Origin of the sequence: Caulobacter sp. (assembly GCF_965279145.1) — a bacterium.
GTDB lineage: Bacteria > Pseudomonadota > Alphaproteobacteria > Caulobacterales > Caulobacteraceae > Caulobacter.
In genome coordinates this window covers 1,572,743-1,586,654 of sequence record NZ_OZ257139.1, presented here as the reverse complement: position 1 = coordinate 1,586,654, position 13,912 = coordinate 1,572,743, and the positions used below count along the sequence as shown (strand labels likewise).

Genomic DNA, 13,912 nt, shown 5'->3' with positions numbered 1-13,912 from the left:
TTCCGCACATCAAGACACTGGTTTCCATGGCCCGCTACAATCCCAAAGACACCGAGCCCAAATGGCGTAGCGCCTGGGCCAAGGCCGACGTCTTCAAGACGGCGGAGATCACGGACAGCCGGCCCAAATACTACGTGCTCGAGATGTTCCCCTATCCCTCGGGGCGCATCCATATGGGCCATGTGCGCAACTACGCCATGGGCGATGTGGTGGCCCGCTACAAGCGCGCCCAGGGCTTTAGCGTCCTGCACCCGATGGGCTGGGACGCCTTTGGCATGCCGGCCGAGAACGCCGCCATGGAGCGCGGCGTCCATCCCAAGGGCTGGACCTACGACAACATCGCCGCCATGCGCGAACAGCTGAAGGCCCTGGGCCTGTCGATCGACTGGTCGCGCGAATTCGCCACCTGCGACCCGGAATATTACGGCAAACAGCAGGCCTGGTTCCTGAAGCTGCTGAAGCGCGGCCTAGTCTATCGCAAGGAAGCCTCGGTCAACTGGGATCCGGTCGACATGACCGTCCTGGCCAACGAGCAGGTCATCGACGGCAAGGGCTGGCGCTCGGGCGCCCCGGTCGAGAAGCGCAAGCTGACCCAGTGGTTCCTGCGCATCACCGACTATGCCGACGCCCTGATCGACGGCCTGAAGACCCTGGATCGCTGGCCCGAAAAGGTCCGCATCATGCAGGAGAACTGGATCGGCCGGTCCAAGGGCCTGCGCTTCACCTTCAAGTTCGACGGAGAGGCTCCGGCTGGCCATGACGCCGGCCTGGAGGTCTACACCACCCGTCCCGACACCCTGTTCGGCGCCAGCTTCGTCGGCATCGCACCCGAGCATCCGCTGGCCGAGCAGCTGGCGGCGAACAATCCCGACCTGCAGGCCTTCATCGCCGAGTGCCGCAAGGGCGGCACCTCGGAAGCCGATATCGAGGGCGCCGAGAAGCTGGGTCGCGACACCGGCCTGCGCGTCGTCCACCCGCTGGATCCGACGATCACCCTGCCCGTCTGGATCGCCAATTTCATCCTGATGGACTACGGCACGGGCGCGATCTTCGCCTGCCCGGCCCACGACCAGCGCGACCTGGACTTCGCCCGCAAGTACGACCTGCCGGTGCTGCCGGTGGTTCTGCCGCCGGGCGAGGATCCGTCGACCTTCGCGGTCGGCAAGGAGGCCTATGTCGGCCCCGGCTCGATCTACAATTCGGAATTCCTGGACGGGATGGACATCGAGTCCGCCAAGTCCGAGGCGATCGCCCGCATCGAGGCCCAGGACCAGGGCCAGGGCGCGACGGTCTATCGCCTGCGCGACTGGGGCGTCAGCCGCCAGCGCTACTGGGGTTGCCCGATCCCGATCATCCACTGCCCGTCATGCGGTCCCGTGCCGGTGCCGGAAGACCAGCTGCCGGTGGTGCTGCCCGAAGACGTCACCTTCGAGGCCGACAAGCCGGGCAATCCGCTGGTGCGCCACCCGACCTGGAAGCACACCACCTGCCCGACCTGCGGCGGCGCGGCCGAGCGCGAGACCGACACGCTCGACACCTTCATGGACAGCTCGTGGTACTTCGCGCGCTTCGCCAATCCGACCGCCGACGCGTGCATCGACAAGGCCTCGGCCGATCACTGGATGCCGGTCGACCAATATATCGGCGGCGTCGAGCACGCGATCCTGCACCTGCTCTATGCCCGCTTCATCACCCGCGCCCTGAAGGACGAGGGCCTGCTGTCGGTCGAAGAGCCGTTCGCGGGCCTGTTCACCCAGGGCATGGTCACCCACGAGGCCTACAAGAACGCCGCCGGCGAGTGGGTTGAGCCCTCCGACATCCGCATCACCGTCGAAGGCAATACGCGCTCGGCGACCCACGCCACGACCGGCGAGCCGATCACCATCGGCGATATCGAGAAGATGTCGAAGTCCAAGAAGAACGTCGTCGCCCCCGAGGATATCTTCGAGGCCTATGGCGTCGACGCCGCGCGCCTGTTCGTGATGAGCGACAGCCCGCCCGAGCGCGACGTGCAGTGGACCAATTCGGGCGTCGAGGGCTCCTGGCGCTTCACCCACCGACTGTGGAACGAGTTCGACAGCCAGCCGGCCGGCGATTTCGATCATGACGCCTCGGACGAGGCGGCGCTAACCCTGCGCAAGTCGGCCCACAAGCTGATCGGCTTTGTCACCGACAGCATCGAGGGTTTCCGCTTCAACAGCGGCGTGGCGCGTCTGTACGAGTTCCTCAACGCCCTCAAGGCCGCTCCGGCCGAAGGAGCCTCTCAGGGCGTGCTGGCGGCCCGCAAGGAAGCCCTGCACATCCTGGCGCGTCTGGTCGCTCCGTTCACGCCCCACCTGGCTGAAGAGGCCTGGGCGGCGCTGGGCGGCGAAGGCATGGTGGTCAACGCCGCCTGGCCCGTGGCCGATCCGGCCCTGGCGGCCGATGATGAGCGGGTCCTGCCGATCCAGATCAACGGCAAGCGTCGCGGCGAGATCAAGGTCAAGGCGGGTCTCGCCGAAGCCGAGGTCGAAAAGATCGCGCTGGCGGATCCCGCCGTCCTGGCCCACCTTGAAGGGGTCACGGTCCGCAAGGTGATCGTGGTCAAGGACCGTATCGTCAACATCGTGGCCAACTGACCGATGAAACGCACTCTCCTGGCCGGCGCCCTCGCCGTCGTCGCCCTCGCCACGACGGCCTGCGGCTTCACCCCGCTCTACGCAACGCCGGGCGTCTCGCCGGGTCTCGCGGCGATCGAGACGGTCGCGGCCGACGGTCGGGCCGGCTTTCTGCTGCGCGAGCAGCTGGATGACGCCCTGGCCCGCGACGCCGGGGTCTCGCCCGCATACAGGCTGACCTTTTCGGTGCAGGAGCATCGCTACGCGCGCGGCGTACGGGTGGACAACATCGCCAACCGCTACGAACTGCTGATGAAGGTGAAGTGGCGGCTGGGCGACGCGAAAACCGGCGCGGAGATCCGCAAGGGCGAGACCGAAGCCACCGTCACCTACGACTCGGCTGACCAGCCCTATGCCGCGGTCATCGCCCAGCAGGACGGTCAGGAACGCGCCGCCGCCGAGGTGGCGCGCAAGATCCAGCTCGACCTCGCCGCCTGGCTGGCGGGCAAGAAGGCCTGACGCCCCGCCATGATCCTGTCCAAGCGACCGGATGTTGAGCGGTTCCTCAAGGATCCGACCCCGGAGATCCGGGCTGTCGTCATCTATGGCCGCGATCGCGGGGTCGTGCGCGATCGCGCCGATCAGCTGGCCAAGCGACTCTTCGCCCGTCCCGATGATCCGTTCGACACCGCCCAACTGACCGAGGGCGACGTCGAGTCCCACCCCGGCAAGCTGGAGGAAGAGCTTTCAGCCCTGTCGATGATGGGCGGCCGCCGGCTGGTGCGCCTGCGCCTGACGGGCGAGAAGGCTGGTCCCGACAAGGCCACCGCCGAGGCGGTGACCCGCCACGTCGAAGGCCAGCTCAATCCCGACGCCTTCTTCCTGATCGAGGCCGGCGCCCTGGGGCGCGACTCCACCCTGCGCAAGGTCGGCGAGAAGGCCGCCGGCTGCGCCGTCATCCCCTGCTACGAGGATGAAGCCGGCGACATGGCCCGGCTGGCCCGCGAGACCCTGGCCCGGGACAAGGTCAGCCTCAACAGCGAAGCCCTCGATCTGTTCGTTTCACGCCTGCCCAAGGAGCGCGGCGTGGCGCGGATGGAGATCGAGCGCCTGATCCTTTTCCTGGGCCCCGGCAGCGGCGTGAACGCCACGGCGGCTGATCTGACGGACTTCCTGGGCGTGGAGCCTGAAGCCTCTCTCAGCGACGCCGCGGCCGACGCCTTCGGCGGACGCCTGGGCCCTGCTCAAGCCGGTCTGCGCCGCGCCGCCGCCGAGGGCGAAGGCGGACCCGCCGCCGTGCGCGCCATGGGCTACTATCTGGGCCGCCTGCGCCGCACCCTGACCCTGCACAAGAACGGCATCGACCTGGCCCAGGCCGCCAAGGCTTCCGGCGTCTTCTGGAAACAGGAACGGGAGTTCCTCCGCCAGGCCCGGGCCTGGACCCTGGAGACCCTGCTCGACATCCAGGGTGAGATCCTCACCGCGGACCGCGCTTGCAAGACCTCGGGCTCGCCCGATCAGCTGATTTCTGAACGTCTTGCGCTGATGATCGCTGGCCGCGCCCGGCGGCTGGGTCTTTAGGTCGAAAATCGCGAATACAGGCCGTTTGCCCGCTTGTGGACGACTTTCCGGAAAGCCTTATGGAACAGGGCTTTGCGGCGAAATTCCCGAAAATCCGCCTCGTCTCACGAAAACGGCGCCTCCCCGAGTACGGAAAGGCGCCGCTCCGTGCGCGACAGAGGACCCTGAAAATATGTGAAATCACACCCTTCAGGACCACACCGCGTGCGTTCGATCACACCCCGCGTGTCAGGCGATTGCAGAGGTCGTCCAGCTGCTCGAGCGTCGCATAGCTGATCGTCAGCGAGCCGGCGCCGTCGCGATGGTCGATGACCACATCGAGGCCGAGAACCGACGACAGGTCCGACTCGAGCGCCTGGGTGTCGGTGTCCTTGACGCGGGCCGGACGGCCGCCCTTGTTCTTGGACGGGCGCGCGTCGGGCGTCTTGCGGGCCAGGGCTTCGGTATCGCGGACCGACAGACCCTTGCTCAAGATCTCACGGGCCAGAGCAGCGGGATCCTCGGCGGCGGCGATGGCGCGGGCATGACCGGCGGTCAGCTCACCGCTGACCAGGTGCTGCTGAACCTCTTCCGGTAGGGCCAGCAGACGCAGCGTGTTGGCCACGTGGCTGCGGCTCTTGCCGATGGTCTGGGCGATGTTTTCCTGGGTGCGGTCGAACTTGTCCATCAGGACGCGGTACGACAGCGCCTCTTCCAGGATGTTGAGGTCAGAGCGCTGGACGTTCTCGATGATGCCGATCTCGAGCACCGCCAGGTCGTCGAGTTCGCGCACCAGGATCGGCACGCTGCGCAGGCCGGCGCGCTGGGCCGCGCGCCAGCGGCGCTCGCCGGCGACGATCTGGTATTCCCCCGTCGCGCCCGGCGCGGGACGCACCAGGATCGGCTGCAGGATGCCCTTCTCGCGGATCGAATTGGACAGCTCGACCAGGTCGTCCTCGCGGAAGGTGCGTCGCGGCTGATCCGGGTTGCGGCGCAGAAGTTCGATCGGCGCCTCGTTGGCCCCGCCCAGACGTTCGCCCGGCGCCTGGGCCGGCGCGGAATCCACCTCGCCCAGTAGGGCGGACAGACCGCGTCCCAAACCCCTGCGCCCTTCGGCCATACCCGGCTCTCCCACCACGGCGGACTCCATTCTCAACTCGTATCGACGGTTCTAGGTCAGGCGGCCGGTTTTAGGCGGCTTGAGCCTGGCGGGTGCGCTCGCGGCTGAGCACTTCACGGGCCAGCTTCAGATAGGCCTGGCTGCCCGCGCACTTCAGATCATACAGCAGGACGGGCTTGCCGAAGGACGGCGCTTCCGAGACGCGGACGTTGCGCGGGATCACCGCGTCATAGACCTTGTCGCCGAAGTGGGCGCGCACATCCTTGGCCACCTGTTCCGACAGGCTGTTGCGCTTGTCGTACATGGTCAGCACCACGCCCTGGATCTCCAGGTTCGGATTGAGGCTGCCGCGCACCCGCTCGATGGTGCGGATCAGTTGGGTCAGGCCTTCCAGGGCGAAGAACTCGCACTGCAGGGGCACGAACACCGCGTCGGCGGCGGTCATGGCATTGACGGTCAGCACGTTCAGCGACGGCGGGCAGTCGATCAGGACATAGGTATAGGGGCCGTTGGCGCGCAGCGGCTCCAGGGCGTCGCGCAGGCGGTATGACCGGCGCGCGGTCTGACCGAGCTCCAACTCGACACCCGACAGATCGGCGTCGGCCGGTACGACGTCCAGGCCGGGGAGGCTGGTGGCGACAGCGGCGTCCACCACCGGTGAGGCGCCCATGAGCACATCATAGAGCGTCGTGCGGCGCTGCTTGCGCGTGATGCCAAGGCCCGTCGAGCAGTTGCCCTGCGGATCGGCGTCGATCAGCAAGACCCGCTCGCCGCAGGCGGCCAGGGCCGTGCCCAGATTGATGGCCGTGGTGGTCTTGCCCACCCCACCCTTCTGGTTGGCGACAGCGAGAACGCGGAGCGGCTGGGTTGGCTTAGCGGACACGGGAAAGCCTTTTCACTTGAACGATCCGACCACGGGGGTCGCTTTGGCTAGGTCGCAACTCGGCATCGAAATTCCAAGCCTTCTCGGCCTCGGAAAGCTCCATCGCGACATCCTGTCCCTTCAGGAACAGGCCGAGCGCGCCACGGTGCAGATAGGGCCACGAGAAACCCAGGAGCTTGGTCATCGGCGCGCAGGCGCGAGCCGTGACGACCTCGACCTTGAGATTGAGCTCCTCGGCCCGGGCGTTGTGCACCTGGGCGGGAAGATGCAGCGCCGCGACCACCTCGGTCAGGAACCGGCAGCGCTTGGCCATGCTCTCGACGAGATGGACCTTGGCCCCGGGTGTGTCTTTCAGAAGTATGGCCAGCACGATTCCGGGCAGACCGGCGCCGGCGCCGAGGTCAGCCCAGATCCTGGCGTCCGGCGCCATCGCCAGCAGTTGCGAGCTGTCGAGGACGTGCCGGGTCCAGTAGGTGGCGAGGGTGGCGGGCCCGACAAGGTTCATGACCTCGTTCCACTCGGCCAGCAGAGTCTGGTAGCGGGCGAGATCGGCCAACTGGCTGTCGGTCACCCCCGTGAGGGCCTGATAACCGGCCGCGTCGAGCAGAGGCTCGGACGCGACTTCCGGAACGGTGAGGGACTCAGGCTGCATGGCGACGCACGTGGGCCAGAAGCGCGGTCAGCGCTCCGGGCGTCACGCCTTCGATACGGGCCGCCTGGCCTAGGGTAAGGGGCTTCACCCGAGCCAGCTTCTCGCGGACCTCGTTTGAGAGGCTGCCCACGGCGCGATAGTCAAGATCCGCCGGCAGACGCAGATCCTCTTCCTTGCGGAACGACGCGGCGTCGGCTTGTTGACGGTCGAGGTAGCCGGCATAGGCCGCTTCGATCTCGATCTGCTCGCGGACCGCCATGTTCCACGTGGAAACCTCGGGCCAGACTTCAGCCAGTCGATCCAGGGTGATTTCGGGATAGGCCAGCAAGGCGAAGATGTTCCGGCGCTCGCCGTCTTCCTTGACCTTGAACCCTGCCTTCAGGGCCTCGGGCGGCGTCAGGTTGACCGACCTTGCGAAGGACCGGGCGGTATCGAGCTGGGCCTTCTTGGCGGTCCAGGCCTCGGCGCGCACAGGGCCGACGACGCCCAGCGCGATGCCTCGGTCGGTCAGCCGCTGGTCGGCATTGTCGGCGCGCAGCGTCAGACGGAACTCGGCCCGGCTGGTGAACATCCGATACGGCTCGGTGACGCCACGGGTGACAAGGTCGTCGATCATCACGCCGATATAGGCCTCGTCGCGCGCGAAGACAGCGGGCTCCTGACCCTTCGCGGCTAGAGCAGCGTTAAGGCCGGCGACTAGGCCTTGCGCCCCCGCCTCCTCATAGCCGGTGGTGCCGTTGATCTGGCCGGCCAGATAGAGACCCGGCAGACGCTTGGTCTCCAGGGTCGCGAACAGCTCGCGCGGATCGACATAGTCGTACTCGATCGCATAGCCGTAGCGCTTGACCTCGACAGCCTCGAGACCCGGGATCGTGCGCAGGAACAGCAGCTGCGTCTCTTCGGAAACCGACGTCGAGACACCGTTCGGATAGACCGTCGTATCGTCGAGGCCTTCCGGCTCCAGGAACACCTGGTGACTGGTCTTGTCGGCGAAACGAACGACCTTGTCCTCGATCGACGGGCAGTAGCGCGGACCGATACCCGTCGCGCGGCCGCCATAGACGGCCGACTCCCCAAGGCGTTCGGCGATGATCTGGTGCGTCTCCGCCGTCGTATAGGTGATGCCGCACTGGATCTGCGGCACGTCAATCTTGTCGGTCAGAAACGAAAACGGGATCGGCTCGTCGTCGGCCGCCTGCATCTCCAGGCGATCCCAGGCGATGGTCGCGCCGTCGAGACGGGCGGGTGTGCCGGTCTTCAGGCGTCCCATGTGGAAGCCCAGGCTGTAGAGACGATCCGACAGACCGATCGATGGCGCATCGCCGACCCGGCCGGCCGGGGTTCGGGTCTCGCCCAGATGGATCAGGCCCTTCAGGAAAGTGCCGGTGGTCAGCACCACACGGCAGGCGCGGTAGGAGACCCCTGCCCCGTCGATCACACCGGCGACCTTACCGTCCTCAACGATCAGGTCCTCGGCCGCGGCCGCGATGATATCGAGGTTACACGTGGCATGGAGCTCGGCCTGCATGGCCTCGCGATAGAGCTTGCGGTCGATCTGGGCCCGCGGCCCCCGGACGGCTGGACCCTTGGAGCGATTGAGCATCCGGAACTGGATGCCGGCCTTGTCGGCCATTCGCCCCATCACGCCGTCGAGGGCGTCGATCTCCCGGACCAAGTGCCCCTTGCCCAGACCGCCAATGGCAGGGTTGCAGGACATCTCGCCAATGGTTTCAAGCTTGTGGGTCAGCAGAAGGGTATGAGCCCCCGTGCGCGCGGCGGCGCTGGCCGCCTCGCAGCCGGCGTGGCCGCCGCCGATCACAATAACATCCCAGGTTTTGGACAAAGGTACGCGCCTCAATGCGAACGCCCCCGGTTCTGGCGGGGGCGCTAGACTCTCATATACGCTCTTCAGGCGAGGAGGTCGACGTGAGTCCACGAGGTTTCACGTGAAACACTCAGGACAGAGCTGTGATCAGCCTGTGGATAACCTGTCGATGTTTCACGTGGAACGTTACTTGCCGATACAGAAGCTTGAGAAGACGCGGTCCAGCACATCTTCGGTGTCGATACGCCCCGTGATCTTGGCGAGCGCCCGAGCGGCGAGACGTACATCCTCCGCAGCGAGTTCGACCTCTAGCCCAACATCCGACAGAGCGCGCTCCAGGTAGACCTGAGCTTCGCGAAGTCTTTCCGCGTGGCGTTGCCGTGTAGCCGCCGGAAATTCCGATCCTGAGAGGGCGGACGTCACGTGGGAGGTCAGCCGGGCCCTGAATTGACCGATAGCGTCGGGCGAATGGGCGCTGATCATCTCCACGGTCAGGCCTCGGGCTACGAAGCGGTTCCGAACGTCGGCCACTACCATCGCATCGGCGATGTCGATCTTGTTGATCGCCACCCAGTCCCCCGGAGACAGGAGATCGCTCCCCTCCCCGCTCGACTGTTCCACGTGAAACCCGTCGAAGACCCAGATCCGCAGATCCGCCGCCTGCGCCCAGGCTCGAGCCCGCCGAACGCCCTCTGCCTCAATGGCGTCGCCCGTCTCGCGCAAACCCGCCGTATCAGCCAGCAGCACGCGATAGCCGCCCAGCACCAGGGGGACCTCGATGATGTCACGTGTTGTGCCGGGCGTATCCGTGACGATGGCGGCGTCCCGCTCGGCAAGGCCGTTCAGGAGGGTGCTCTTGCCGGCGTTGGGCGCCCCGACCAGCGCGATCCGATAGCCGTCGCGCACGCGGCGTCCACGGGAAACATCGGCCAAGGCTGCGCCGATCTCGGCGTTCAGCACTTCAAGGCCCGGACGGGCGCGCGCCGCGACCTCTTCGGGCAGGTCCTCATCCGGGAAGTCGACCGCCGCTTCAAGCATGGCCAGCGCATGGACAAGCAGCTCTCTCCAACGATCGTAGCGTTGGCTGAGCGCGCCACCGATCTGGCCAAGAGCCTGCCTCCGCTGACCCTCAGTCTCGGCGTCGATCAGATCGGCCACACCCTCGGCCTGAGCCAGATCCAGCTTGCCGTTTCCAAAGGCCCGCCGCGTGAATTCCCCTGGCTCAGCGAGCCTCAAGCCTAGGTTCACGAGCGCTTCCACCAGCGCCTCGACGACGGCTGGCCCGCCGTGCACGTGAAACTCGGCGGCGTCCTCGCCGGTATAGCTGGCCGGGCCTTCGAAGAAGAGCACCAGCGCCTCGTCCAGCTCGACCCCTTCATGCCGAAGGCGGCGCAGTCCGGCCAATCGCGGCGCGGGAACCTTGCCGGCCAAGGCCGCGACCACGGCCCGCGTTTCGGGTCCAGACACGCGCACGACGGCCACCGCCGCCCGCCCGGCCGCAGTGGCCAGGGCGAAGATCGTATCTGTCATCAGTCGCGCTTGCCCGCCGCCGCGCCCGCCGCCGCCGTCATCAACTTGCGAAACTGGTCCTGGGCGCCGGCGCCGAAGGCCATCCAGTTCTTCATCAATTCCTCTGGAGCCAGCATGGCCATGTTGGCGTCCATGCGGGTCTGCATCTCCTTCACGAGATGGTCGTTGAGGGCGCTGACATCCGGCAGGCCCAGAAAGGTTCGCGCCTCCACGGGCGTGCAGTCGATCTCGATGGTCATCTTCATGGCGGTTCCCTCAGGTCAGGGCACGATATTGTTATGGGCCAGGCCCGACGTGTCACGTTAGAGCGCTTTGGTCGAAAGTCACATCGACGCCAAGCGACGGAGAGCCCCGATGAGCGAGACCCTCACCATCAACACGCCGGACGGCGCCTTTTCGGCCTATGTGGCGCGACCGACGGCGGAGACCGCCCCGGCCGTCGTCGTGATCCAGGAGATCTTCGGCGTCAACAAGGTGATGCGCGACATCTGCGACGGGCTCGCCGCCCAGGGCTTTGTCGCTATCTGCCCCGACCTGTTCTGGCGGATCGAGCCCGGCATCGACATCACTGACCAGTCGGAAGCTGAGTGGAAGCGCGCCTTCGAACTGTTCAACGCGTTCGATGTCGACGCCGGGGTGAGCGACATCGCGGCGACCATCGCCGCCGCCCGCGCCCTGCCCGGCGTGTCCGGCAAGGTCGGGGCGGTCGGCTATTGCCTGGGCGGTCTGCTGGCCTTCCTGACCGCCACCCGCACGGACGCCGACGCCTGCATCTCCTATTACGGCGTGGGTCTGGAAAAGCACGTGGGCGAGGCCGACAAGCTGGCCCGCCCCCTGCTGATGCACATCGCCGAGAAGGATCAGTTTGTTCCGCCGGAAGCCCAGCAGGTCATCCAGGCCGCGCTGAAGGATCACCCACAGATCACCATCCATACCTATGCCGGCCGTGACCACGCCTTCGCGCGAGAAGGCGGCGCGCACTACGACGCGGCAGACGCGGCCAAGGCCAATGGTCGCTCGCTGACCTTCTTCCAGACCAACCTGGCCTAGGTCCATGCTGGCGATCCAGATCCAGAAGACCGGCGGCCCAGAGGTTCTCGAAGCCGTCGACCTCCCCGTTCCAAAGCCCCCGCCAGGACAAATCCTGATCCGGCATCATGCGGTGGGTCTCAACTTCATCGACACTTATCACCGCTCCGGCCTCTATCCGCTGAAGCTGCCGATGGTGCTGGGCCTGGAGGCGTCTGGGACCGTCGAGGCGGTGGGCGACGGCGTCACCCGTTTCGCCGTGGGCGATCGCGTCGCCTATAACGGTTCGCCCGGCGCCTATGCCGAGTCGGCCGTGGTTCCCGCGGACCGCGCCGTAAAGGTGCCCGACGCGGTCAGCCTCGAGATCGCCGCGGCCGTGCTGCTCAAGGGCATGACGGCCGAGTTTCTCGTCCGCCGATGTTTCCACGTGAAACCCGGAGACGTCGTCCTTGTCCACGCGGCCGCCGGTGGCGTCGGCTCGATCCTCGTCCAGTGGTGCAAGGCCCTGGGCGCAAGCGTGATCGCCACGGTCGGCTCGGACGCCAAGGCCTCGATCGCCCGGGATCTCGGCGCGGACCACGTAATCCTCTATGGCGAGGAAGACGTGGCCGCCCGTGTCTCGGAGATCACAGGCGGCAAAGGCGTCGCGGTCGTCTATGACGGTGTGGGCAAGGACACCTTCGAGGGCAGCTTGAAGAGCCTGGCGCGCCGGGGCGTGCTCGCCACCTTCGGGAACGCCTCGGGGCCCGTGCCGCCGTTTTCGCCGCTGGAGCTGTCCGGCAAGTCGTTGTTCGTCACCCGCCCTCGCCTGTTCGACTACATCGTCACGACACAGGAGCTCGACGAAAGCGCCCAAGCCCTGTTCGCGGTGCTGGCGTCAGGCGCGGTGAAGATCGATATCGGCCAGACCTTCCCCCTCGCCGAAGCCCGCGCCGCCCACGAGGCGCTGGAGGGGCGACGCACCACGGGAGCCACCCTGCTGCTGCCGTAGGACTTTCGCGGTCAGACCAAGAAAAAAGCGCCGGGGTATGCCCCCGGCGCTTTTGCATTTCAGCCCTACCCGGACCCCTAGGTGTTCATCGACTGGAAGAAGTCGCCGTTGGTCTTGGACTGGCGCATCTTCTCGAGCAGGAACTCGATCGCGTCCGACGCGCCCATCGGGTTGAGGATCCGGCGCAGCACATAGGTCTTCTGCAGCTGGTCGCGCGGGGTGATCAGCTCTTCCTTGCGGGTGCCGGACTTCAGCACGTCGATGGCCGGGAAGATGCGCTTGTCGGCGACCTTGCGGTCCAGAATGATTTCCGAGTTACCGGTGCCCTTGAACTCTTCGAAGATCACTTCGTCCATCCGGCTGCCGGTGTCGATCAGGGCGGTGGCGATGATCGAGAGCGAGCCGCCCTCCTCAACGTTCCGCGCCGCGCCGAAGAAGCGCTTCGGGCGCTGCAGGGCGTTGGCGTCAACACCGCCGGTCAGCACCTTGCCCGACGACGGGACCGTGGTGTTGTAGGCGCGGCCCAGACGGGTCACGGAGTCCAGCAGGATGACGACGTCGCGCTTGTGCTCGACCAGGCGCTTGGCCTTCTCGATGACCATCTCGGCCACCTGCACGTGACGGGTCGCGGGCTCGTCGAAGGTCGAGGCGATGACCTCGCCCTTCACCGTGCGCTGCATGTCGGTGACTTCTTCCGGGCGCTCATCGATCAGCAGGACGATCAGATAGCACTCGGGGTGATTGGTCTCGATCGACTTGGCGATGTTCTGCAGCATGACGGTCTTGCCCACGCGCGGCGGGGCGACGATCAGGCAGCGCTGGCCCTTGCCGAGCGGGGCGACGATGTCGATGATCCGGCCCGAACGATCCTTCACGGTCGGATCGGGCAGTTCCATGTTCAGGCGCTCTTCGGGATAGAGCGGCGTCAGGTTGTCGAAGTGGATCTTGTGCTTGACGTTGTCGGGGGCCTCGAAATTGATCTTGGCCACGCCAGTCAGGGCGAAATAGCGCTCGCCCTCACGCGGTGAGCGGATGGCGCCGTCGACGGTGTCGCCGGTGCGCAGGCCATACTTCCGGATCTGCGACGGCGAGACATAGATGTCGTCCGGGCCCGGAAGATAGTTGGCTTCCGGCGAACGCAGGAAGCCAAAGCCGTCCTGCAGCACTTCCATGGTGCCCGAGCCCGAGATCTCCACGCCTTCTTCGGCGAGGGTCTTCAGGATGGCGAACATCATGTCCTGCTTGCGCATGGAGTTGGCGTTCTCGACCTCGAAGGTCTCGGCGAACGCCAGCAGGTCGGCCGGGGACTTTTCCTTCAGCTCCTGCAGCGACATGGTCTTGAGGCCCAGGGCCGCGACAGCGTCGGCGATGCCGGTGTCTTCCGCGTCGCCGCCGTCCTCGGACTCGGCCGATTGGGCGCCGGGCGCCTCAGCGGGGGTGGTGGTGTCGACGAGGGCTTCCTCGATGGAACCGTCGTTGTCGGTGTCTTCGGTCATGTTTTGACTCAAACGGGGACGCGGGCCGCGAGACGCGATCCGGCCGAAAAGGATTTCAGGTCTCACGCCAGGCTTGGAAACCTGGCGAGCGCGCCATGACGACGACGCGGATCGATTGGGGAACAGACCTTCGAAGCCAGGCTCCGGGGGCGCGCCAGGACGGGCGCCGGTCCGTGAAGACAGGACCTGTCGGTCCTGAGGTCGATGGGAACCACATGCGGGAGAGCGG

12 protein-coding genes are annotated in these 13,912 nt (G+C 66.5%); 5 read left to right on the top strand and 7 right to left on the bottom strand.

The genetic code is table 11. The features are described 5' to 3' along the window. The first annotated feature begins 26 nt into the window (after positions 1-26). Genes leuS through holA form a run of 3 tightly spaced genes read left to right on the top strand, consistent with a single transcriptional unit; the run spans position 27 to position 4,178 of the window. Entirely contained in the window at positions 27-2,618 is a 2,592-nt protein-coding gene (gene leuS / locus ACQY9P_RS07405; protein WP_421739888.1) for a leucine--tRNA ligase, read from the top strand. 3 nt (positions 2,619-2,621) lie between these two features. Then, positions 2,622-3,116 carry an LPS assembly lipoprotein LptE gene (gene lptE / locus ACQY9P_RS07400; protein ID WP_421739889.1) on the top strand — a complete coding sequence of 165 codons (495 nt, stop codon included), beginning with the start codon at positions 2,622-2,624 and terminating at the stop codon, positions 3,114-3,116. A 9-nt stretch (positions 3,117-3,125) separates the two neighbouring features. After that, the gene (holA, locus tag ACQY9P_RS07395; RefSeq protein ID WP_421739890.1) at positions 3,126-4,178 is read left to right on the top strand and encodes a DNA polymerase III subunit delta; all 1,053 of its coding nucleotides are present in this window, start codon (positions 3,126-3,128) and stop codon (positions 4,176-4,178) included. A 214-nt stretch (positions 4,179-4,392) separates the two neighbouring features. Here the strand turns inward: holA and ACQY9P_RS07390 are convergent, their stop codons facing one another. The 6 genes from ACQY9P_RS07390 to ACQY9P_RS07365 form a co-directional block, all read right to left on the bottom strand. After that, positions 4,393-5,307: a ParB/RepB/Spo0J family partition protein gene (locus ACQY9P_RS07390; RefSeq protein WP_421739891.1), complete on the bottom strand. Its 915-nt coding sequence runs from the start codon at positions 5,305-5,307 to the stop codon at positions 4,393-4,395. A 40-nt stretch (positions 5,308-5,347) separates the two neighbouring features. Next, a complete protein-coding gene (locus ACQY9P_RS07385; protein ID WP_421739892.1) occupies positions 5,348-6,160 on the bottom strand; it encodes a ParA family protein in 813 nt (270 codons plus the stop codon). Next, a complete protein-coding gene (gene rsmG, locus ACQY9P_RS07380; protein ID WP_421739893.1) occupies positions 6,150-6,812 on the bottom strand; it encodes a 16S rRNA (guanine(527)-N(7))-methyltransferase RsmG in 663 nt (220 codons plus the stop codon). Before rsmG ends, ACQY9P_RS07385 begins: the two co-directional genes overlap by 11 nt. Continuing rightward, entirely contained in the window at positions 6,802-8,655 is a 1,854-nt protein-coding gene (gene mnmG / locus ACQY9P_RS07375; RefSeq protein WP_421739894.1) for a tRNA uridine-5-carboxymethylaminomethyl(34) synthesis enzyme MnmG, read from the bottom strand. The genes rsmG and mnmG overlap by 11 nt, the downstream gene beginning before the upstream one ends. A gap of 168 nt (positions 8,656-8,823) precedes the next feature. Further along, positions 8,824-10,167: a tRNA uridine-5-carboxymethylaminomethyl(34) synthesis GTPase MnmE gene (mnmE, locus tag ACQY9P_RS07370; protein ID WP_421739895.1), complete on the bottom strand. Its 1,344-nt coding sequence runs from the start codon at positions 10,165-10,167 to the stop codon at positions 8,824-8,826. Beyond that, the gene (locus ACQY9P_RS07365) at positions 10,167-10,412 is read right to left on the bottom strand and encodes a DUF6489 family protein (protein ID WP_421739896.1); all 246 of its coding nucleotides are present in this window, start codon (positions 10,410-10,412) and stop codon (positions 10,167-10,169) included. The genes mnmE and ACQY9P_RS07365 overlap by 1 nt, the downstream gene beginning before the upstream one ends. Positions 10,413-10,521: 109 nt before the next feature. Between ACQY9P_RS07365 and ACQY9P_RS07360 the strand changes: the two genes are divergently transcribed. Both ACQY9P_RS07360 and ACQY9P_RS07355 read left to right on the top strand, forming a co-directional pair. Next, a complete protein-coding gene (locus ACQY9P_RS07360) occupies positions 10,522-11,217 on the top strand; it encodes a dienelactone hydrolase family protein (RefSeq protein ID WP_421739897.1) in 696 nt (231 codons plus the stop codon). A gap of 4 nt (positions 11,218-11,221) precedes the next feature. Continuing rightward, entirely contained in the window at positions 11,222-12,187 is a 966-nt protein-coding gene (locus tag ACQY9P_RS07355) for a quinone oxidoreductase family protein (protein ID WP_421739898.1), read from the top strand. A 77-nt stretch (positions 12,188-12,264) separates the two neighbouring features. Here the strand turns inward: ACQY9P_RS07355 and rho are convergent, their stop codons facing one another. Beyond that, the gene (gene rho / locus ACQY9P_RS07350; protein WP_421739899.1) at positions 12,265-13,683 is read right to left on the bottom strand and encodes a transcription termination factor Rho; all 1,419 of its coding nucleotides are present in this window, start codon (positions 13,681-13,683) and stop codon (positions 12,265-12,267) included. Between the last annotated feature and the right edge of the window lie 229 nt (positions 13,684-13,912).